This window comes from Streptomyces sp. MBT53 (assembly GCF_016654115.1).
Taxonomy (GTDB): Bacteria; Actinomycetota; Actinomycetes; order Streptomycetales; family Streptomycetaceae; genus Streptomyces.
On the sequence record NZ_JAEQAZ010000066.1, the window covers coordinates 20,412 to 40,131 of the forward strand.

At 70.7% G+C, this 19,720-nt stretch carries 19 protein-coding genes; 11 read left to right on the forward strand and 8 right to left on the reverse strand.

Going from position 1 to position 19,720, the window contains the following annotated elements; all coding sequences use genetic code 11:
* Positions 1-13: 13 nt before the first annotated feature.
* Positions 14-1,096 (reverse strand): exo-alpha-sialidase, encoded by a 1,083-nt coding sequence (locus JHN45_RS24200; RefSeq protein ID WP_201050606.1) that lies wholly within the window; start codon positions 1,094-1,096, stop codon positions 14-16.
* Between the two features lie 130 nt (positions 1,097-1,226).
* Between JHN45_RS24200 and JHN45_RS24205 the strand changes: the two genes are divergently transcribed.
* Both JHN45_RS24205 and JHN45_RS24210 read left to right on the forward strand, forming a co-directional pair.
* Positions 1,227-1,829: a hypothetical protein gene (locus JHN45_RS24205; protein WP_019067285.1), complete on the forward strand. Its 603-nt coding sequence runs from the start codon at positions 1,227-1,229 to the stop codon at positions 1,827-1,829.
* A gap of 49 nt (positions 1,830-1,878) precedes the next feature.
* The gene (locus JHN45_RS24210) at positions 1,879-3,180 is read left to right on the forward strand and encodes an MFS transporter (RefSeq protein ID WP_201050607.1); all 1,302 of its coding nucleotides are present in this window, start codon (positions 1,879-1,881) and stop codon (positions 3,178-3,180) included.
* A gap of 18 nt (positions 3,181-3,198) precedes the next feature.
* Here JHN45_RS24210 and JHN45_RS24215 read toward each other — a convergent pair whose 3' ends face one another.
* Positions 3,199-3,429: a hypothetical protein gene (locus tag JHN45_RS24215; RefSeq protein WP_200716580.1), complete on the reverse strand. Its 231-nt coding sequence runs from the start codon at positions 3,427-3,429 to the stop codon at positions 3,199-3,201.
* A gap of 58 nt (positions 3,430-3,487) precedes the next feature.
* On the opposite strand from JHN45_RS24215, the gene map reads away from it, so the two are divergent.
* Both map and JHN45_RS24225 read left to right on the forward strand, forming a co-directional pair.
* Entirely contained in the window at positions 3,488-4,345 is an 858-nt protein-coding gene (gene map / locus JHN45_RS24220; protein ID WP_201050608.1) for a type I methionyl aminopeptidase, read from the forward strand.
* Positions 4,346-4,456: 111 nt separating this feature from the next.
* Positions 4,457-5,104, forward strand: coding sequence for a heme oxygenase (biliverdin-producing) (locus JHN45_RS24225; protein WP_201050609.1), 648 nt, complete (start codon positions 4,457-4,459; stop codon positions 5,102-5,104).
* Positions 5,105-5,110: 6 nt separating this feature from the next.
* Here JHN45_RS24225 and JHN45_RS24230 read toward each other — a convergent pair whose 3' ends face one another.
* The 4 genes from JHN45_RS24230 to JHN45_RS24245 all read right to left on the reverse strand — a co-directional run bounded on the left by JHN45_RS24230 (position 5,111) and on the right by JHN45_RS24245 (position 9,639).
* Positions 5,111-5,755, reverse strand: coding sequence for a PhzF family phenazine biosynthesis protein (locus JHN45_RS24230; protein WP_200716583.1), 645 nt, complete (start codon positions 5,753-5,755; stop codon positions 5,111-5,113).
* A complete protein-coding gene (locus JHN45_RS24235; protein WP_201050610.1) occupies positions 5,748-6,638 on the reverse strand; it encodes a hypothetical protein in 891 nt (296 codons plus the stop codon). The genes JHN45_RS24230 and JHN45_RS24235 overlap by 8 nt, the downstream gene beginning before the upstream one ends.
* 11 nt (positions 6,639-6,649) lie before the next feature.
* Positions 6,650-8,152 (reverse strand): HtaA domain-containing protein, encoded by a 1,503-nt coding sequence (locus tag JHN45_RS24240; protein ID WP_201050611.1) that lies wholly within the window; start codon positions 8,150-8,152, stop codon positions 6,650-6,652.
* 62 nt (positions 8,153-8,214) lie between these two features.
* The gene (locus JHN45_RS24245; protein WP_201050612.1) at positions 8,215-9,639 is read right to left on the reverse strand and encodes an HtaA domain-containing protein; all 1,425 of its coding nucleotides are present in this window, start codon (positions 9,637-9,639) and stop codon (positions 8,215-8,217) included.
* 147 nt (positions 9,640-9,786) lie between these two features.
* On the opposite strand from JHN45_RS24245, the gene JHN45_RS24250 reads away from it, so the two are divergent.
* From JHN45_RS24250 to JHN45_RS24280, 7 genes are all read left to right on the forward strand, one after another.
* Positions 9,787-10,791, forward strand: a complete 1,005-nt coding sequence (locus JHN45_RS24250) for a hemin ABC transporter substrate-binding protein (RefSeq protein ID WP_201050613.1) — start codon at positions 9,787-9,789, stop codon at positions 10,789-10,791.
* Positions 10,788-11,825 (forward strand): iron ABC transporter permease, encoded by a 1,038-nt coding sequence (locus tag JHN45_RS24255; RefSeq protein WP_201050614.1) that lies wholly within the window; start codon positions 10,788-10,790, stop codon positions 11,823-11,825. Before JHN45_RS24250 ends, JHN45_RS24255 begins: the two co-directional genes overlap by 4 nt.
* Before the next feature lie 316 nt (positions 11,826-12,141).
* Positions 12,142-12,960 (forward strand): heme ABC transporter ATP-binding protein, encoded by an 819-nt coding sequence (locus tag JHN45_RS24260; RefSeq protein ID WP_201050615.1) that lies wholly within the window; start codon positions 12,142-12,144, stop codon positions 12,958-12,960.
* A gap of 174 nt (positions 12,961-13,134) precedes the next feature.
* On the forward strand, positions 13,135-14,271 hold the full coding sequence (gene efeO / locus JHN45_RS24265; RefSeq protein ID WP_200716248.1) for an iron uptake system protein EfeO: 1,137 nt from the start codon (positions 13,135-13,137) through the stop codon (positions 14,269-14,271).
* A 9-nt stretch (positions 14,272-14,280) separates the two neighbouring features.
* Positions 14,281-15,591, forward strand: a complete 1,311-nt coding sequence (efeB, locus tag JHN45_RS24270) for an iron uptake transporter deferrochelatase/peroxidase subunit (protein WP_201050616.1) — start codon at positions 14,281-14,283, stop codon at positions 15,589-15,591.
* A 3-nt stretch (positions 15,592-15,594) separates the two neighbouring features.
* Entirely contained in the window at positions 15,595-16,467 is an 873-nt protein-coding gene (gene efeU / locus JHN45_RS24275) for an iron uptake transporter permease EfeU (protein WP_201050617.1), read from the forward strand.
* A complete protein-coding gene (locus JHN45_RS24280) occupies positions 16,427-17,416 on the forward strand; it encodes a hypothetical protein (protein ID WP_201050618.1) in 990 nt (329 codons plus the stop codon). Before efeU ends, JHN45_RS24280 begins: the two co-directional genes overlap by 41 nt.
* A gap of 33 nt (positions 17,417-17,449) precedes the next feature.
* Here JHN45_RS24280 and JHN45_RS24285 read toward each other — a convergent pair whose 3' ends face one another.
* Entirely contained in the window at positions 17,450-18,187 is a 738-nt protein-coding gene (locus JHN45_RS24285) for a bifunctional DNA primase/polymerase (RefSeq protein WP_019067271.1), read from the reverse strand.
* Between the two features lie 221 nt (positions 18,188-18,408).
* Positions 18,409-19,389, reverse strand: coding sequence for a small ribosomal subunit Rsm22 family protein (locus tag JHN45_RS24290; RefSeq protein WP_201050619.1), 981 nt, complete (start codon positions 19,387-19,389; stop codon positions 18,409-18,411).
* Between the last annotated feature and the right edge of the window lie 331 nt (positions 19,390-19,720).

Below are 19,720 nucleotides of genomic sequence, written 5' to 3' on the forward strand. Positions count from 1 at the left end.
GACAGGTCACTCATCAGCTCAGGGCGGTCACCGGCACCCTGCGGAACGTGATCGTCTCGTACGCCCCGAAGTCACCGGTCTCGTAGAGGAGTCCGACCGTGTCGTCGTCGACGCGGACGAGGTCGGAGTAGGCGGCGGGCAGGCCGTCGACCGTGTACACCGGGCGCCAGGTGGTGCCGCCGTCGGCCGAGGCGCGCAGGGTCATCAGGGCCCGGGCGGCCGGGTCGCCGGGGCCGGAGTACAACAGCAGGTCGGGGTCGCGGAGTTGGAGGACGCTGCCCTCGCAGACGGGGGCGGCGAGACCGGCCTGCGGGCGGAACGGCTTGACGAGGGTCTTCCCGCCGTCCTCGGAGTGGGCGTCGGCGCGGTTGCCGGGGGACGGGGAGTCGTTGCGGGTGTTGAAGTAGACGCGCCCGTCCGGGAGTTCGGCGGCGGTGGTCTCGTTGCAGTTGACGTAGCCGTCGGTGTTCTCGTCGACGTAGCCGAGGTACCAGGTCTCGCCGCGGTCGTCGCTGAGCAGGCAGTGGCCGCTGTTGTACTTGGCCTCGTTGCCGACGTCGGTGCCGGTGGGCGGGACGGTGTGGTTGCCGGGGACGACCACGCGGCCGGTGCTCAGCTGGATCGCGTGGCCGGGGGTGGTGGCGTACCAGCGCCACTCGGGCTTCTTCACCTGCTCGGTGATCTCCGTGGGGGTGGACCAGGTGACCCCGTCGTCGTCGCTGTACCGCACCCACACCCGCCGCCCGTCGGCCGCCTTCACCTTGCCGCGCAGGATGGCGTCCTCGCTCGCGGAGGCGGCCGAGCGGACGTGGACGAGCAGGATGCGGCCGGTGTCCAGGACGACGGGGGCCGGGTTGCCCGCGAGGTCGCTGCCGTTGTCGGCGGCGACGGTCAACGGGCCCCAGGTGCGCCCGCCGTCCGTGGAGCGGCGCAGGACGATGTCGATGTGGCCGTAGTCGCTCGCGGAGGCGATCCGGCCCTCGCAGAACGCGAGGAGGGTACCGGCGCGGGAGACCACGACCGCCGGGATCCGGTAGCTCGCGTAGCCCCCCTGCCCCGCGCTGAACGGGACGGTGACTTCTGCGGTGTCTGTCATGGGGTGGCTCCTTGTGCGACGTGGTGTGCAGCGCGACGTGCGGCCGATGAGCCCGCAACCATCCCCAAGTTGGGCGAATTCGTGGTGAACTCCACGTCACGAGTGGCCGGTTGCGGCAGGATGCGCGGACATGGACGCCGTACGGGTCGCGCTGCTGCGTGAAGTGCTCGCCGGGACCGAGTGGTTGGGGGCCACGCGGCGGTTCGCGGGGGTGCTGCGCGGGTCCGTGGTGGCGCACGGGGGCGGGCTGCTACTGGTGGGCACGCCCGCGTACGAGCCGTGGCATCTCGCAGCGCATCTGGTCGACGAGGCCGCCTGGTCGGGCACCCCCGAACTGGCCCCGACTCTCGTACGGCACGACGCGCGCCCCTCCGACCCGGCCCATCTGGCCGTCGGACTCGGCCGGATCGAGGCGGCCCGGCGCGGCGAGACGCTGCTCGTCGTGTCACCGGAGGGGCCGGGCGATCCGCTCCTCGAACGCGTCCACGACGCCCGCCGGGCCGGCGCGACCGTCCTCTCGCTGGGCTCCGAGGACCGCGAACTGGCCTCCCTGGCCCATGAATCGCTCGCCGTCCCCGAGGGCACGGACCTGGACCTCGACACCGTGCAGCATCTGGTGAGCGCGGCGGCCGGGGAGAACGTGTTGCCCGCGGCGCGGGGACGGAGGCGGTTCCGGGACCGGCTCTCGCGCCTCACCGACCAGTTGACGGCACCACCGCCCGCCCGCTGGTAGGCACAAAAACAGTTGCCCGCGGCGGCTCCCCGGCCAACGATGATCTGTTGTGACCGCCTCCGGCCTGCGTGCCCTCCTCCCCGACCTCGCCCCCTGGCACGCCTCCGCCGACTTCCGCAGGCTCTGGCTCGCGGGGCTGGTCTCGAACTTCGGGAACTTCCTGACGTTCGTCGCGCTCCCGGTACAGATGAAGGAACTCACCGGCTCGGCCGCGGCGGTGGGCGCGATCGGTGCCGTGGAACTCGTGCCGCTGATCGTGTTCGGGCTCTACGGCGGTGCGCTCGCCGACGCGTGGGACAAGCGGAAGCTGATCGTGTGGACCGAGGTCGGGCTCGGCGTGCTGTGCGGGGCGCTGCTGCTCAACTCGCTGCTGCCGGCGCCCGCCGTGTGGCCGCTGTACGTGATCGCGGCGCTGACCTCCGTCCTCGGTTCGATCCAGCGGCCCGCGCTGGACTCGCTGTGGCCGCGGATCGTGGCCCACGAGCACATGACGGCGGCGTCCGCGCTCAACTCGCTGCGCTGGACGGTCGGCGGGGTCGTGGGCCCGGCGCTGGCGGGTGTGGTGGTGGCGTTCGCGGGGCTGCCGTACGCGTACGCGGCGGACACCCTGACGTTCGCCGTGTCCGTGGTTCTGATCATCCGGATCGCCGCCTCCCCCGGGTCGCACGAGGCGCAGAAGCCGTCCCTGCGGTCGATCGCGGAGGGCGCCCGGTACGCGTGGAGCCGCAAGGAGCTGCTCGGTACGTACGCGATCGACCTCGCGGCGATGTTCTTCGCGATGCCGCTGGCGGTGCTGCCGTTCCTCGCGGACGATCTGCACGCGGAGTGGGCGCTGGGGCTGATGTACTCGTCGGTCCCGGCCGGTGCCCTGCTGGTGAGTGTGACCAGCGGCTGGACCTCGCGGATCCACCGGCACGGGCGGATGGTGGTGCTGGCCGCCGCGCTGTGGGGCGCGGCGATCGCCTGCGCGGGCGCGGTGGGCAACGTATGGCTGGTGCTGCTGTTCCTCACCCTCGCGGGCTGCTGCGACATGGTCAGCGGAATCTTCCGCGCGGTGATCTGGAACCAGACGATCCCGGACGAGCTGCGCGGCCGGCTCGCCGGGATCGAGCTGCTGTCCTACTCGGTGGGCCCGCAGCTGGGCCAGGTCAGGTCCGGTGGCATGGCCGCGCTGTCCGGGGTGCGGACCTCGGTGTGGGCGGGCGGGCTGATGTGCGTGGGCGCGGTGGGGCTGCTGGCCGCAGGACTGCCGAAGCTGATGTCGTACGACGCGAGGACGGACGAGCACGCGCTGCGGCTGAAGGAGCAGCGCGCGGCGGCGACGGCGGCCACGACCGCGGCCGAGGTCTGATTACTCGCCCGTGCCTGATCAGTCCTCGTCGGCGCTCCCCTTCGTGGCGTCGTGCCACTTGGGGTCGGTCTCCCACTCCAGGTTGCGCTCGCGGGCCGTCTCCATCGCGTGCTCGGCCTCCGCGCGGGTGGCGTACGGCCCGAAGCGGTCCTTGGCGGGGCACTCCGGCCCCTCCTCGACCTTCTTGTGTTCGAGGCAGTAGTACCACTCGCCGGGCTTCCCGACCGTGCGCTTCTTGAACAGGGCCATCAACGGCTCCTTTCCCTACGGCCATGTTCCCCCATGTGCGCTGGTTAGACTCGCTGGCATGTCTGGCCAGTCGCTGCTCGTACCAGGGGAGCTCTCTCCCACCCGTTCCGTGCCCGGAAACATCCGTCGCCCCGAGTACGTCGGCAAGCCCGCGCCGACCCCGTACACCGGGCCGGAGGTGCAGACGCCCGAGACGATCGAGGCGATGCGGATCGCCGGGCGGATCGCCGCGCGGGCGATGGCGGAGGCCGCGAAGGTCATCTCGCCGGGGGTGACCACGGACGAACTCGACCGGGTGGCGCACGAGTACATGTGCGACCACGGCGCCTATCCGTCGACGCTCGGCTACCGCGGCTTCCCCAAGTCCCTGTGCACCTCCCTCAACGAGGTGATCTGCCACGGCATTCCGGACTCCACGGTGCTGCGCGACGGCGACATCATCAACCTCGACGTGACGGCGTACATCGGCGGGGTGCACGGCGACAACAACGCGACGTACCTGGTGGGCGACGTCGACGAGGAGAGCCGCCTGCTGGTCGAGCGCACCCGCGAGTCCCTGGACCGCGCGATCAAGGCGGTCAAGCCGGGCCGCCAGATCAACATCATCGGCCGGGTCATCGAGTCGTACGCCAAGCGCTTCGGGTACGGCGTGGTCCGGGACTTCACCGGCCACGGCATCAACTCGTCGTTCCACTCCGGCCTGATCGTCCCGCACTACGACAGCCCGCACGCGACGACGGTCATCCAGCCCGGGATGACGTTCACCATCGAGCCGATGCTGACGCTGGGGACGTACGAGTACGACATGTGGGACGACGGGTGGACGGTCGTCACGAAGGACCGGAAGCGGACGGCGCAGTTCGAGCACACGCTGGTGGTGACGGAGACGGGGGTGGAGGTGCTCACCCTGCCGTAGCGCCTCAAGACCCACTCTCCGTCGAGGGTGGGTCTTTTCTTGTACGCTTTTACCGACAGGATGTCGGCAACCTGTTGACTTAGGTAAGGCTTGCCTTAGAGGATAGAGCTCATGGACTCCTTCTCGACAGTCATCCGCACCGCGTCCCACGAACAGCACGTGGAGGCCGAGACCTCCAGCTTCATGAGCGATCTGCTCGGCGGCCGACTGGGCGTGGACGCGTACGCCCGCTACACCGAGCAACTCTGGTTCGTGTACGAGGCGTTGGAGACCTGTGCCGAGCGACTGACGGCGGACCCGGTGACCGGGCCCTTCATCCAGGCCGAGTTGTTCCGACTGCCCGCGCTGGAGCGGGACCTTGAGCATCTGCGCGGTGCGGACTGGCGCACGGGCCTGACGGCTCTTCCCGCCACCCAGGCCTACGCGGACCGGGTGCGGGAGTGCGCGGAGTCATGGCCCGCCGGCTACATCGCCCACCACTACACCCGCTACCTCGGCGACCTCTCCGGCGGCCAGATCATCCGCGACAAGGCGGAGCGGACATGGGGGTTCACGCGCAAGGGCGACGGCGTGCGGTTCTACGTCTTCGAGGAGATCGGCAACCCGGCGGCGTTCAAGCGGGGTTACCGCGAACTCCTGGACGGCATCCGGGTCGACGACCTGGAGAAGCAGCGGATCGTGGCGGAGTGCAAGCGGGCGTTCGCGCTCAACACCGGGGTCTTTCGGGCGTTGGGCGAGGAGTTTCCGCTGAGCGCGTGACGCCGGCTAGCGCTCCAGGAACACCCGTCCGCCGACCTCCACCCAACCCCCCGGCTGCGGCGCCGTGAGTATCTGCGACCCCGCGCCCTGCGTGATGTTGAGGGCGCGGCCCAGCTGGTCGGTCAGCAGCAGTGCCGCCGCGCCCGTCGCCTCGTCCTCGTGGATGCCGTCGTCGCGGCCGGGGAAGGCACGGGCGCGGACGCGGCCCGCCGCCTCGTCCTCCCAGGCCCAGGCGTAGATCCACTCGCCGGGCGGAGGCACGGGCAGGGCGTCGACCTCGGCGGCGGTGGCGTACTGGCGCAGGGTGCGCGGCGGGACCCACTCCGGGAGGGCCTCGATCCAGCTGAACTCGCCGTCCAGGCGGGCACCGACCACGCCCGCGGGGGTGACCAGCTCGGGTATGTCCAGCAGCCAGGCCGAGCCGACGCAGGGGTGGCCGGCGAAGGGCAGGCGGGTGGTCGGGGTGTAGATGTCGATCACTCCGCGCTCGGGGTCGTCGACGAACACCGTCTCGCTGAAGCCGAGTTTCCCGGCGAACAACTGTCGCTCGTCCGGATCCGGCATGACGGAACCCTCGCGGACGACGCCTAGTTCGTTGCCGTATCCGCCGCTTGGGCCGCAGAAGACACGCAGTACGTCGTAGTCAGTCACGGGGGCATTCAAACATCGCCCGGGCGGCGAGGTCATCCCAGGCCGGGGCTCCGCCGGGGAGGGGCCAGGTGGGGGTGGGTGCGTTGTCGTAGGGCAGTGAGGACAGGGTGTCGCCGAACGCCCTGTCCAGCGAGGCCCGTTGATGGGCGAGGCCCGGGTGGGCGGGGCGCGCTGCCAGTCGCTCCACGCGCTGTTCGTGCGCCTCGGTGATCTCGTCGGCGGTGCGGCGCCAGTCCGCCTCGTCCGGTACGCGGCGCAGCTCCACGCACACCGGTTGCATGCCCTCCGCGAGCGCGGCCACGGCACGGTCGTGGCCGTCGAGGATCAGCCAGCCGTCGAGGAAGGTCACCCACCACAGGAGGACGGGCGCGAGGGTGCCTTCGCGCGCGTGCTTGCGGTACGCCTTCACGCGCGGGGCGTCGGGCGGGGAGAGCCGGCGCAGGGGCAGGATGCCGTGCCAGCCGCCGCCGCAGTACAGCTCCAGGGTGCCGTTCGGCCACTCCCCCACGAAGTCCGTCGTCCAGATGCCGGGGGCGAAGCGGTCGCGCCGGGACAGGGCCCAACGGCCGTCATACAGCGGCCCGTTCGGTGTCTCCTCCAGCCGACGCGCGTACTGGTGGACCCAGTTGACGTCCCGACGCTGTTGCGCGGCGCGAAGCGGCGGCAGGGGTGGGCGGTAGCCCTCGAAGCGGTGCAGGACGAGGTCGTGGCAGCAGCCGTCGCCGTCCAACCGGCCCAGGAACAGCGGGTGTTCACCCTGGCGGAACAGCCTGCGTCCGCCGTCCGCCCTCTCGAAACGCAGCGGGGACGGACCGGGCCGACCGGTCACGGTCAGCACCAGTCCGTCCTCCGACAGCGTCTCTCTGTGCCCCCTCGTATCCATGGGGCACAGTCTTACGCCTCGGTGGCCTCCGCGCGCCGCCTGCGCATGGCGAACACCACGCCCGCGCCCGCCGCCACCGTGACCGCGGCTGCCGCGCCCAGTGCCGTTACCGGTACGTCGGAACCCGTCGAGGCGAGGGAGCCGGTCGCGCCGCCCGTCGTCGAACCCGTGACGCCGCCCGAAGTCGAGCCCGTCGTACCGGAGTTGCCGGAGGAGCCCGAGGAGCCTGTGCCGCTCGTCGACGACGGGTCGTCCGAGGGGAGGGTGGCGTCTGCAGTCAACGCCACCGACAGGTCCAGCGGGTCGAGTTCGGCACCCGTCTGGTAGAAGCCGCCGAAGGCCTTCGCGCCGGCCGCGGTGAGGGTGGTGGTGACGTCGTCGAGGGTGATGACGTCGTCCTTCGCGGTGAGGTCGGTCGAGCCCGCCTTCAGGTCGGCCAGGACCACGTCCTCGGACTTCTCGCCCAGGCTCGTCACGTCCGCCGTCAGTTCGCCGGAGCCGCCGTCGAGGGTCGCCTTGAGGTCGGTGAAGGTGAGGTCGAGGCCGTAAGTGCCGTTGTCCTCATGGCCCTTGAAGTTCACCGCGCCCTCGAAGGCGGCGGAGAGGGTGTCGGCGTCGGTGTCGTAGCTGCCGGTCGCGCCGGTGAAGGTGAAGACGCCGTTGGCGGTGGCCTGGGCCGCGCCGTCCGACGTGGTGATCCTGCCCTTGGCGACGCTGCCGACGACGTAGGAGCGGAAGGACTCCTTGACGCCCCAGGTGAGCGTGCCGTCCGCGATCTCGCCCTTGGTGGCGGCCGGTTCGGAAGCCGTGTCCGAGGGGCTCGCGGTGTCGGAGGGTGTGGTGGACGGGGTGGCCGACTGCGTGGACGTGGGGCTGGGCGTGGTGGACGCGGGCGTCGACGGCGGCGGCGAACTGGGCGCGCTCGGGGTCGGGGACGTCGTCGACACCGGCTTGACCGCCGACAGCGGGTCGCCGGCCGCGTTGGCGTACGACGGGCTGCCGAGGAAGTCGGCCGCCGCGCCGGTCAGCGTGGTGGCCAGGTTCGTCAGATCCTGGCTGGTGGGCGCGGCGACCGTGGCGAGCGTGACGTCCTGCTGCTTGGCGCCGCCGTTGGAGACCAGGTCGGCGGTGAGGGTGCCCGCCGCGCTGTCGTACTGGAAGTCCGACATCTCCCGCACGAAGCCGTGCAGCGTCGACTTCGCGGTGACCGTGCCCTTGAAGGTGAGGTGCAGGGTGTGGCCGGTGGTGTCGTACGTACCCGTGCCGGCGGTGAAGGTGAAGGCGCCGTTCTCGGCGGCCTGCGAGGCGCCGTCCGTCGCGGTGAAGGAGCCCGCGGCGGCGCCGGTCACGTAGCTGCGATACGACTGCTTGATGCCCCAGGTCAACTCGTAGCCGCTGAGCGGGACTTCGGCCGCGGACGCGGTGGTCGTGGCGAGCGCGGTGGCGCCGAGCGCGGCGGCGGTCGCGACAGCCGCGGCGAGGGCGAAGGACGGGCGAGGTCGTCTGACGGGCATGGCCGTGGTTCTCCTTGAGAGATGAGTGGATGGCCCGCCGACACGCGGACCGGGTAAGGGAGTTACTCCGCTTCCGGCGATGCGCCGCCGGCCGCCGGGCGGGTGCGGCGCCTGCGGACGACGACGAGCACGGACACCGCGGCCACCAGCAGCAGGGCGCCTGCCCCGAGGCCGATCGGCAGGGCGGCCGAACTGCCGCTGCCGGACGTGGAGTTGTCGGCCACCGGCTCGGCGGAGACCGAGGGCTTGGCCGACTGGCCCTCCGGGGTCCCGGTCGCCGTGGGGGTGGTGCCCAGGTCGGGCAGGGCGGGCAGTTTCGCGTCGTCGGTGAGGGCGACGGCCAGGGACACCGGGTCCATGGCGGTGCCCGCCTGGTACATCCCGCCGAAGGCCTTGGCGCCCTGCGCGGTGAGTTTCGCGGGTGCCTCGGTGAGTTTCGCGAGCCCCTTGACCGCCTTGAGGTTCTCGGCGGTGAAGGTGACCAGCGGGACCTTCTTGCCCGTGAAGTCGCCATCGGCACCCGCCACATCGGCGTAGAGCGTGCCCTTGCCGTCGGCGACGGTGGTCCGGACTCCGCCGAGTTTCAGGTCGAGGCCCTGCGCGCCGGTGAAGCGCACCGCGCCCTTGAACGAGGCGGTCAACTCCCCGTTCTTGTACGTCCCTTCGCCGTCGGGGAAGCGGAAGAGGGCGCCGCCGTCCTCGGCTCCCGCCGACAGCGTCCACCTGCCCTTGGCGATGTCACCGGTGACGTACTCCCGGAAGGTGCGGCGCACGCCCCAGTCGACGGCGCCGTCCGCGATCGCACCGCTCGAACTCTCCTTCTCCGTCGCCGACTTGGCGGGAGGGGGCGTGGCCTTTTTCGTGGCCGCGGCCTTCACGTCCGCCGAGAGGCTCACCGGGTCGAGGACCGTGCCGGCCGTGTAGTAGCCGGCGAAGGACTTGGCGCCCTGCGAAGTCAGCGTGGCGGGAAGGTTGTTGAGGACGACCGCGGTGCCGCCGCCCTTCATGTCGATGCCGCCCAGGGAGAGGTTGGCGAAGGGGACCTGGGAGGACGTGGTGACCGTCCCCGTTCCCTTCGCCTTGCTGGTGACGTCCAGGTAGAGGGTGCCCGTCGAGCCCGAGATACGGACCGTGGGGCGGCTCAGGGTGAGGTCCAGCTCGTAGCTGCCGTCGGTCTTCTTGTGGCCGACGAAGTGCACCCCGCCCGCGAAGGACGAGCGGAACGCGCCCGTCGAGCCGTCGTAGGAACCCGTCGCCGAGGGGAAGCGGAACTGGCTGCTGCCCACGGTCGCCGCGCCGCCCGTAAGCGAGTAACTGCCGTTCGCTATGGGCCCGGTGACATAGCTCTGGAACGAGGACTTGATGCCCCAGTCGAGCCTGCCGCCCTGCACGGTGCGGCTCTCCGCGTGGGCGAGGCCCGCCGGGAGAAGGGCGCCGAGGACGGCCGTGAGCAGCACGGTGACCAGGGCTCTTGGGCGCGCGGGCATGGGTGGGTCCTCCGGTGACGACAGCCGGTAGCGAACAAAGGTAAGGCTAACCTAAGCTTTCTTCACCAGAAACGACAGAGGCCGAGAGAACCGACGCGTTCGGGAGAGCCGACAGTGTCCGAAGGACCGAGAGAGACGGGCGGGACCGTGCCACGCTTGCGCACACGACTGGCGGGAGCACTGTTGACCGTGCTCGCGCTCACGCTCACCGGATGCGGGGGCACCGGCGGCTCCGCGACCACGGCGTCCGCTACGACCGCCGCCGCGGCCAATCGCGTAGAGCCGCTGACCGATACTCCTGAACCTCAACTCCCGGTCACCGTCAGCTCCGCCGACGGCAAGAAGGTCACTGTGCGCGAGGCGCGGCGCATCGTGCCGCTCTCCGGCAGCCTCAGCGAGATCGTGTTCACGCTCGGGCTCGGCGACCGGGTCGTGGCCCGGGACATCACCGCCACCTTCCAACAGGCCGCGAAACTCCCGCTGGTGACCCGTAACCACGATGTCTCCGCCGAGAGCGTGCTGTCGCTGAAGCCCGATCTCGTGCTCGCCGAGAAGACCACCGGGCCGTCCGAGGCGATGGGCCAGATCCGCGCGGCCGGTGTTCCCGTCCTGGTCGTCGACCCGGCGCAGGGCCTGGCGGATGTCGGCCCGCGCATCCAGGCGGTGGCCGACGCGCTCGGTGTACCGGCCGCCGGCAAGGAGCTGACCAAGCGCTCGGAGGACCGGATCGCCGCCGTACGCAAGGCGATTCCGGCGCACAAGGAGAGGCCGCGGGTCGCGTTCCTCTATCTGCGCGGCTCCGCGTCCGTGTATCTCATCGGCGGGAAGGGCTCGGGCGCGACCTCGCTCCTGAAGGCGGCCGGGGCGGTCGACGCGGGTGCGGAGTCGGGGCTGGAGCAGGACTTCACGGCCATCACCACCGAGGCGCTCGCGAAAGCCGCGCCGGACGCGATTCTCGTCATGACCAAGGGACTTGAGTCGGTCGGCGGGATCGACGGGCTGGTGAAGATCCCCGGGGTCGCGCAGACCCCGGCCGGGATGGACCGACGGATCGTGTCGATCGAGGACGGGGTGCTGCTCAACTACGGGCCGCGCACCGACCAGGTGCTCAAGTCGATCGTGGCGCAGTTGTACGCGGACGACACCAAGTGAGACGCGAGTACAACACCGCCTGGCTGCTCACCGCCGGGCTGGTCCTCGCCCTTCTCGTTCTCGTACCGGTGGCCGCGGGACTGGGCGCGTATCCCATCCCGGTCGGTGATGTCCTCTCCTCCGTCCAGCACCGACTGGGGCTCGGCGGGGGCGCGTTGGGGCGGGTACCGGAGTCGGTGCTGTGGAACGTGCGGTTCCCGCGGATCGTGCTCGCGCTGCTCGTGGGCGCGTCCCTCGGCTGCGCGGGGGCGTTGATGCAGGGCGTGTTCGGGAATCCGCTCGCCGAGCCGGGGGTCATCGGGGTGTCCTCGGGGGCGGCGGTGGGCGCGGTCGCGGTGATCGCGCTCGGGCTGGACTTCCTCGGTACGTGGACGGTGTCTGCCGTGGCGTTCGTCTCCGGGCTCGCGACGGTTCTGCTGGTCTACGCGATGTCGCGCTCGGGCGGCCGTACGGAGGTCGTGACGCTGATCCTCACGGGGATCGCGCTGAACGCGTTCGCGGGGGCGTTGATCGGGCTGTTCCTGTTCTTCGCGGACACCGCGGCCGTCAACCAGATCACCTTCTGGCAGCTCGGCTCGCTCTCCCAGGCGACCTGGCCGAAGGTGCTCGCGGTGCTGCCGTGCGCGGTGGTCGGGCTGACCGTGGCCCCGCTGTACGCCGACCGGCTGGATCTGCTGGCCCTCGGTGAACGCCCCGCGCGTCACTTGGGAGTTGACGTGGAACGGCTCCGGGTCGTCCTGGTCCTGGTCATCGCGCTGCTCACGGCTGCGGCGGTCAGCGTCTCCGGGATCATCAGTTTCGTGGGCCTGGTCGTGCCGCATCTGCTGCGGATGGCGGCGGGGCCGGGGCATCGGTTCCTGATCCCGGGGAGCGCGCTGCTGGGTGCGCTGGTGCTGTTGGCGGCGGACCTGGTGGCCCGCACGGTTGCCGCTCCGGCGGAACTTCCGCTGGGGGTTCTGACGGCACTGCTCGGGAGCCCGTTCTTCTTCTGGCTGCTACGGAGGACGCGGCGCAGGCAAGGGGGGTGGGCGTGATGCGGGTTCCTTGGGTCACCGTGGCCGTTTCCCCGTCGAGACTGCCACGGGATGTGTGTTGGGGGGTGCGGGCCGGTGGGGGCTGGTCGCGCCCACGCGGCGGTAGCCGCACATCAGATACAGCCCCGCGCCCCTTCTCATCCGGCCGCCAGTCCTCGACCACCGGCCAGTTCGTCTCGACGCGCCAACTCCCTTCTGCCCGCCGACTCTTCTCCCCCCGCCAACTCATCTCCGCCGCAACGGCGCCCAGCCCCCGCGGACCGTCCCGGCGGTGCCGAACAGCGCCGTCCATCCCCCACCCGCAAGGAGCCCGCGCATGAGACTCCTCCGTCGTCGCCCCGAAGGCCCCGCCCCGGCCGAGCCCGGAGACGTTCTCGCCGAGGCCGAGGGCCTGCACGTCCGACTCGGTCGGCGCAGCGTGTTGCATGGTGTCTCCGTGGTCGTCCGGGCCGGTGAGGTGTTGGCGCTGGTCGGGCCCAACGGGGCGGGGAAATCGAGCCTGTTGGGGGCGCTCGCCGCCGATCTTCCGGCCGCCGCAGGGGTCGTACGGATTCACGGGCGCCCGGCGGCGGAGTGGTCCGCGCCCGAACTCGCCCTGCGACGGGCCGTGTTGCCTCAGTCGGCGACGCTGTCCTTCCCCTTCACCGTCGAGGACGTCGTACGGATGGGGCGGGCGCCGCACGCGGCCAACCCCGCCGAGGACGATCTCGCCGTGGCGGACGCGATGGCGCGGGCGGAGGTCACGGACTTCGCGCTACGGCCGTTCTCGGCGCTCAGTGGTGGCGAGCGGGCCCGGGTCGCGCTCGCGCGGGTGCTCGCCCAGCGGGCGCCGCTGGTGCTGTTGGACGAACCGACGGCCGCGCTGGACCTCCGGCACCAGGAACTGGTGCTGCGGCTGTGCCGGGAAAGGGCGCACGCGGGGGACGCGGTGGTCGTGGTGCTGCACGATCTCGCGCTGGCCGCCGCCTACGCGCACCGGGTCGCGATCCTGCGCGCCGGTCGTGTCGCCGCCGAGGGTCCGCCGGGGGGCGTTTTCACCGAGGCGCTGCTTTCGGACGTCTACGACCAGCCGGTTGAGGTGTTTCCGCATCCGCGCACGGGGGCGGCCGTCGTGGCCCCGCGTCGCCCTGCTTGACCTTCTGTTGACTTTTCCTTGAGATCCATTTTTCGCCGTCGAGATCAAGCCGTGTCTGTGATTTTTCTGTGGTCAGTGAATGGCGGACCGGGTGGGTATGAGTGAGGTAAGCCTCAGGTAAGTTAGGGCAGCCTCACCACACTGCCTCACCAGACACTCCCGCTTGGAGCCTGCATGCGTGCCGTCCGACTTCCCGTCGTCACCGCTGTCGCCGCCGCGGCCGCACTGACCGCCGTCACGGCGTGCACCGCGAAGAGCGACGCCAAGGACGGCGACGCGATCCAGGTCACCGCGGCCGACTCCAAGTGCACGACCTCGACCAAGTCGATACCGGCAGGCCAGGTCACGCTGAAGATCGAGAACACCGGCTCGAAGGCGACCGAGGTCGAGATCCTCTTCCCGGACGACCGGATCGTCTCCGAGAAGGAGAACATCGGGCCGGGCACCAAGTACACGCTCACCGCCGAGGTGAAGGCGGGGTCGTACGAGATCGCCTGCCGGCCCGGGATGAAGGGGCACGGTGTGCGGCAGAAGCTGACCGTCACCGGGGGCAGCGTCGCCAAGCGCGACCCGAAGCTGGACGCGGCCGTCGCCGCCTACCGCGAGTACGCGCAGAACGAGGCCGACGCGACGATCCCGAAGGTCGAGACCTTCGTCAACGCCATCAAGGCCGGCGACCTCACGGCCGCCAAGAACGCCTACGCCCCCTCCCGCGTCGGCTGGGAGACCACCGAGCCGATCGCCGAGTCGTTCGGGGACATCGACCCCAAGACCGACACCCGCGTCAACGACCTGGAGAAGGGCCAGAAGTGGACCGGCTGGCACGCGCTGGAGAAGGCCCTGTGGGAGGACAAGAAGATCGGCACCGAGCAGAAGGCCCTCGCCGATGAGCTGCTCACCGATCTGAAGGACTGGCAGAAGCGGGTCGGCAAGGCCGAGATCACCCCGACCTCCATGGCCAACGGCGCCAAGGAACTCCTCGACGAGGTCGCCACCGGCAAGGTCACCGGCGAGGAGGACCGCTACTCGCACACCGACCTGAGCGACTTCAAGGCCAACGTCGACGGCGCGGAGAAGGCGTACGAGCTGCTGAAGCCGGTCGCGCAGAAGAACGACGCGGCGCTGACCACCGAGCTGGACAAGCAGTTCACCGCGATCGACACGCTGCTCGACAAGTACCGCTCCACGTCGACCTCGGACGGCTTCGTGTCGTACGACAAGGTCACCAAGGATCAGCGCAAGGAGCTGTCGGACGCGGTCAACGCGCTCGCGGAGCCGCTGTCCAAGCTCGCCGCCGCCGTCGTGAAGTAGGCGATCACCATGGCCGAAACCCCGAAACCCGCATCCCTGAAATCCGAAGCCTCGAAATCCGAGAGCCCGTCCCGTCGTTCACTCATCGGCTGGGGCGGTGCCGGGCTCGCGCTCGGTGCCGTCGCGGCCGGTGGCGCGGTGGCGATGACCCGGGTCGGCGAGGACGTCGATCCGGCGGGCGCCGACACCGGTGCCGCGGTCGCCTTCCACGGCGCCAACCAGGCGGGCATCGCCACTCCCGTGCAGGACCGGCTGCACTTCGCCGCGTTCGACGTGAAGACCGACGACCGCGCCGAGTTCGTGCAGATGCTGAAGGACTGGACGGCCGCCGCCCGCCGGATGACCGGCGGGCACGCGGTCGGCGAGGGGGCCTACGGCGGGCTCGCCGAGGCACCGCCGGACGACACCGGTGAGGCGCTGGGGCTGAAACCCTCGCGGCTGACCCTCACGATCGGCTTCGGGCCGTCGTTCTTCGAGAAGTTCGGGCTCGAGGACAGCCGTCCGGAAGCTCTCGTGGACCTGCCGCAGTTCCCCGGCGACAACTTCGACAAGTCCCGTACCGGCGGGGACCTTTGCGTGCAGGCCTGCGCGGACGATCCGCAGGTCGCCGTGCACGCGATCCGCAACCTGGCCCGGATCGGCTTCGGCAAGGTCGCCATCCGCTGGTCCCAACTCGGCTTCGGGAAGACCTCGTCGACGACCCCCGGGGCCCAAACCCCGCGCAACCTCATGGGGTTCAAGGACGGCACCCGCAACATCGCGGGCACCGAGACCGACCGGCTGAAGAAGTACGTGTGGGTCGGCGACGGGGACGTCGGCAAGAACTCGGCCTGGATGACCGGGGGTTCGTATCTCGTCGCCCGGCGCATCCGGATGAACATCGAGACCTGGGACCGGACCTCGCTCCAGGAGCAGGAGGACGTCTTCGGCCGCGACAAGGGCGAGGGCGCGCCGGTCAGCAAGGCCAAGGAGCACGACGTACCGTTCCTGAAGGCGATGAAGCCCGACGCGCACGTCCGGCTCGCGCACCCCGACTCCAACGGCGGGATCACCATCCTGCGCCGGGGCTACTCCTTCACCGACGGCACCGACGGCCTCGGCCGGCTCGACGCGGGCCTCTTCTTCCTGGCCTACCAGCGCGACGTCCGCAAGGGGTTCATCCCGCTGCAGCGCAATCTGTCGGCGACCGACGCGCTCAACGAGTACATCCAGCACGTGGGTTCGGCGGTCTTCGCCGTCCCGCCGGGCGTCCGTGACAAGGACGACTGGTGGGGCAGCACGCTGTTCTCCAAGGAAGCCAAGGAAGCGAAGGAGTCGTAGACCGTGTTCTCCAACTACCTCATCGGTCTGCGCGAGGGCCTGGAAGCCAGCCTCGTCGTCTGCATCCTGATCGCCTATCTGGTCAAGACGGAGCGACGGGACGCGCTGCGGCCGATCTGGATCGGCATCGTCGTCGCGGTGCTCATCGCGATGGGCTTCGGGTGCGCGCTCGAATTCGGCTCCCAGGAGATGACGTTCGAGGCGCAGGAGGCGCTCGGCGGTTCGCTGTCGATCCTCGCGGTCGGGCTTGTGACGTGGATGGTGTTCTGGATGCGGCGCACCGCCCGGCACCTCAAGTCGGAACTGCACGGCAAGCTGGACGCGGCCCTCGCGATGGGCACCGGCGCACTGGTCGCCACCGCGTTCCTCGCCGTCGGCCGCGAAGGCCTGGAGACCGCGCTGTTCGTGTGGGCGTCGGTGCACGCGGCGAGCGACGGCACCCCGCGCCCGCTGATCGGCGTGGGCCTGGGCCTCGCCACCGCCGTGTTCCTGGGCTGGCTGTTCTACCGCGGCGCCCTGAAGATCAACCTCGCCAAGTTCTTCACCTGGACCGGCGCGATGCTCGTCGTGGTCGCGGCGGGTGTGCTGGCCTACGGCTTCCACGATCTCCAAGAGGCCGACTGGATCCCGGGGTTGACGAATCAGGCCTTCGACATCAGCGGCACGATCCCGCCGGACAGCTGGTACGGCACCCTCCTCAAGGGCGTCTTCAACTTCCAGCCGGACCCGACCATCCTGCAGATCACGGTGTGGCTGCTGTACCTGATCCCCACGCTCACCCTGTTCTTCGTCCCGGTAGGGTTCGCCTCCGGGAAGGGGAAGGTGAAGACACCTGATGAGCAGGGATCGCAGCCCTCGAAGGCTCCGCAGGCTTGACCGGCGCGTACTCATAGCGGCCTCGATGACCGCTTTGTCGCTGACGGCGAGCGGATGCGTGGTGGTCCACGGGGAACGCGAGATCCTCCCGGCCACCACGCGCGCCGAGGCCGCCAAGGCGCTCCAGCAGTTCACGACCGCGTACAACGCGGCGGACAAGGCGTACGACAGCTCCCTGGACGCCGCCCATGTCACCGGCGCGCTCGGTGACATCGACGCGGCGCGGCTGAAGGCGGGGCACACCAACCACCCGTCGGGGAACCCGAGTTACTCCCCGCTGGAGCTGACGGACGCGAAGTTCACCATCCCGAAGAAGGCCGGCTGGCCGCGCTGGTTCCTCGCCGACACCGCCGCCAACAAGGGCGGCAGCGCCCGCTGGCTGCTGGTGTTCACCCGCAACGACCTGTCCGAGCCGTGGCAGGTGGCGTATCTGACGCTGCTCGCGCCCACCGCCGTACCGAAGTTCAGGACCGACAAGGACGGCTGGGCCGAGGCCGTGCCGACCAACTCCGCCGAACTCGCCGTCGCGCCCGGGGACTTGAGCAAGAGCTATGCGACGTATCTGAAGAGCGGTGGGACGGACTTCGCGGACGGCACGCACACCAGCGCGTGGCGCGCGGACCGCGAGAAGGCCACCAAGCCCGGTCTGGCCGTCCAGTTCCTCGACGAACCGGTGACGAACGGCGACTACGCGCCGCTGGCGCTGCGCACCGCGGACGGCGGGGCGCTGGTGTTCTACACGACCCGCTACTTCCAGAAGGAGACCGCGGCGGCGGGCACCTCGGTGCCGGCCCAGAACAAGGACGTGCAGGCGCTGACGACGGGCGCCGTGCAGCAGTCCCTCACCCTCCAACTCATGTCCAACCAGGTGGCGTTGGACCCGAAGCGGGGCGGCAAGGTGTCGGTGCTGGGCCGGATCGAAGGGCTGACCTCCGCGCAGGGCGGCTGACGGTCCCTCAAGTCGTCATACAGACCCTGATCGTCAACGGCCCAGTGGCCAGGCCGCGTTGGCGTGGTCGGGCTCCTGGCCGGCGTGGCGGGCGCAGGCGTCCGTGAGGGTTTCCAGGAGGGTCAGCGGGTCGGGCAGCGGATGCTCGGGGCCGCGTACCCAGTGCACGGACTGGTTGTCGCCGGGCAGTTGGGCCGGGGGAACGAGGACGTAGGAACCGCGGCAGTGCCAGCGCAGGCCCGGGTGTTCGTCCATCGTCTCGGGGTGGCAGTCCAGTTCGCACGGCCACCACTCGTCCTCGTCCTCGGGGGTGCCGCGGGTGAGGGTGAAGAAGAGCAGCCGTCCGTCGTCGCTCGCGGCGACCGGTCCGACCTCGATACCGGCGGCGAGCAGCCGCTCCAGCGCCTCGCGGCCGGCCTCCAGCGGGACGTCCAGGACGTCGTTGACCATGCCGGTCGCGGTGATGAAGTTGGCCTGCGGCTGGTGGCGGGCCCAGCGCTCGATCTGCGCGCGGTCGGTCGTGGACTGCGTCTGCCAGGCGAACGACACCGGGTGCCGGGCGGGTGTGGGACAGCCCACACGGTCGCACGAACATCGATACCCCGGGGCGGGGTGCGCGGCGGGCGCGAGCGGCAGTCCCGCTCCGGCGGCGGCGAGCAGCAGCGCCTCGCGCTCACTGCCGTCGGCGGCCTCGTCCTGCGGGCGGCGTCCGCGCAGCCACGAGGAGAGTCTGCCCTGCCGACCGGTCCGGCCACCGAACGTCGCGCTCATCTATCTCCTCGCCTCGCTGTTGTCGCCCTGCTGTTCTTGTCCTGTTGTTGTACGGAGAACCTCCCCCATCGTCGCACCATCCTGCGCCCGGGGAGGCGGTACCCCACATGCGGGGTAGGTGGGACGAGACACACCGAGACCCGGATCACCGCCTATCGGACGATTTGCCGGGATTTACGACCTTCAGGCCTACGACGCCGCGACGATACGGCGCTACGCCGCTACGACGGCCAGGAGTCGCCCCAGCTCGCGTCCCGGGCCGCCTTGTACAGGTCGCCGTGGCGTTTGGTGACCGTCGTGCGGCGCAGCTGCTCGTCTCGCTCGCAGAGGTCGAGGAGTACTTGTCCCTTGCGGATCTGCGGACGCCGTACGACCCGGGCGGGGGCGGGTTCGACGGGCAGGCGGGTGGCGGCGACGTAGCTGAACTTCTCGTCCTCGTACGGCAGGGAGCCGCCCTTCACCTGCCGGTGCAGGGAGGAACGGCTGACCCGGGTCGAGAAGTGGCACCAGTCCTCGCCGGGGACGATCGGGCAGGCGGCGCTGTGCGGGCAGGGGGCGGCGATGTGGAACCCCGCGCCGATCAGCCGGTCCCTGGCCTCGATGACACGGGCGTAGCCGTCCGGGGTGCCGGCCTCGACGATCACGACGGCCTGGGCGGCGGACGCGGCGGCGTCGACGAGGGCGGCGCGGTCGGGGACGGTGAGTTCGTTGAGGACGTAGGAGACGGTGACGAGGTCGGTGGCGTCGAGGGTGAGCGCGGAGCCGATACGGGCGCGCCGCCAACTGGCGTTGCTCAGCCCCGGGTTGGCGGCGGCGATCTCCTTCCCGAGGGCGAGTGCGGGCTCGGCCCAGTCGAGTACGGTCACCGGGCGGTCGCCGGACCAGGTGGCGGTGACGGCCCAGGTCGCGGCGCCGGTACCACCGCCGACATCCACGTGCCCCTGCGGAGCCCAGCCGGGCACGGCATCGGCGAACGCGTCCAACGCGGAGCGTACGGCCTCGAAGGTCGCCGGCATCCGATAAGCGGCGTAGGCGACCACATCCGCACGGTCCCTGAGGATCGGGGCGTCGGTCGGGGTGGCCCCGCGATACTTGCCGATCAGGCGCTCCACGGCACCGGCGGCCTGCCTGGGCGGAAGCCCACCGAGCAGCGCGGCGAGAGCGGTACGGAGGGTTTCGGCCGGGGCCACGGGGTCGTTCACCCGCCGATTCTAAGTGGCCCGGAGTGGAGGTTGCCGTCCCTGGGGGCTCCGCCCCCAGACCCCCGGGACCTATGCCCACCCACCACCCGACTCGGTGGGTCGAGACGCGGACGTCAAAAGCCCCGCGCGCCCCGCCGACGCAGAGGACCGAGAAGCAGACGCCCAGGACCCCACGCGACCCACCGGCTCGGCAGGGCGAGAAGCAGACGCCCAAAACCCCACGTGGCCCGCCGACGAAGTGGAGCGAGAGGCAGACACCAGAGGCCACACACGACCCGCCCACTCGGCACGCCGAAAAGCAGACACCCAAAACCCCACGTGGCCCGCCGAC

What these genes read in the sequence shown, in the direction of transcription:
- JHN45_RS24200 (WP_201050606.1), bottom strand. Translation starts at nt 1,096, where the DNA reads ATGACAGACACCGCAGAAGTCACCGTCCCGTTCAGCGCGGGGCAGGGG.
- JHN45_RS24205 (WP_019067285.1), top strand. Translation starts at nt 1,227, where the DNA reads ATGGACGCCGTACGGGTCGCGCTGCTGCGTGAAGTGCTCGCCGGGACC.
- JHN45_RS24215 (WP_200716580.1), bottom strand. Translation starts at nt 3,429, where the DNA reads ATGGCCCTGTTCAAGAAGCGCACGGTCGGGAAGCCCGGCGAGTGGTAC.
- map (WP_201050608.1), top strand. Translation starts at nt 3,488, where the DNA reads ATGTCTGGCCAGTCGCTGCTCGTACCAGGGGAGCTCTCTCCCACCCGT.
- JHN45_RS24225 (WP_201050609.1), top strand. Translation starts at nt 4,457, where the DNA reads ATGGACTCCTTCTCGACAGTCATCCGCACCGCGTCCCACGAACAGCAC.
- JHN45_RS24235 (WP_201050610.1), bottom strand. Translation starts at nt 6,638, where the DNA reads ATGGATACGAGGGGGCACAGAGAGACGCTGTCGGAGGACGGACTGGTG.
- JHN45_RS24240 (WP_201050611.1), bottom strand. Translation starts at nt 8,152, where the DNA reads ATGCCCGTCAGACGACCTCGCCCGTCCTTCGCCCTCGCCGCGGCTGTC.
- JHN45_RS24245 (WP_201050612.1), bottom strand. Translation starts at nt 9,639, where the DNA reads ATGCCCGCGCGCCCAAGAGCCCTGGTCACCGTGCTGCTCACGGCCGTC.
- JHN45_RS24260 (WP_201050615.1), top strand. Translation starts at nt 12,142, where the DNA reads ATGAGACTCCTCCGTCGTCGCCCCGAAGGCCCCGCCCCGGCCGAGCCC.
- efeO (WP_200716248.1), top strand. Translation starts at nt 13,135, where the DNA reads ATGCGTGCCGTCCGACTTCCCGTCGTCACCGCTGTCGCCGCCGCGGCC.
- efeB (WP_201050616.1), top strand. Translation starts at nt 14,281, where the DNA reads ATGGCCGAAACCCCGAAACCCGCATCCCTGAAATCCGAAGCCTCGAAA.
- JHN45_RS24280 (WP_201050618.1), top strand. Translation starts at nt 16,427, where the DNA reads ATGAGCAGGGATCGCAGCCCTCGAAGGCTCCGCAGGCTTGACCGGCGC.
- JHN45_RS24285 (WP_019067271.1), bottom strand. Translation starts at nt 18,187, where the DNA reads ATGAGCGCGACGTTCGGTGGCCGGACCGGTCGGCAGGGCAGACTCTCC.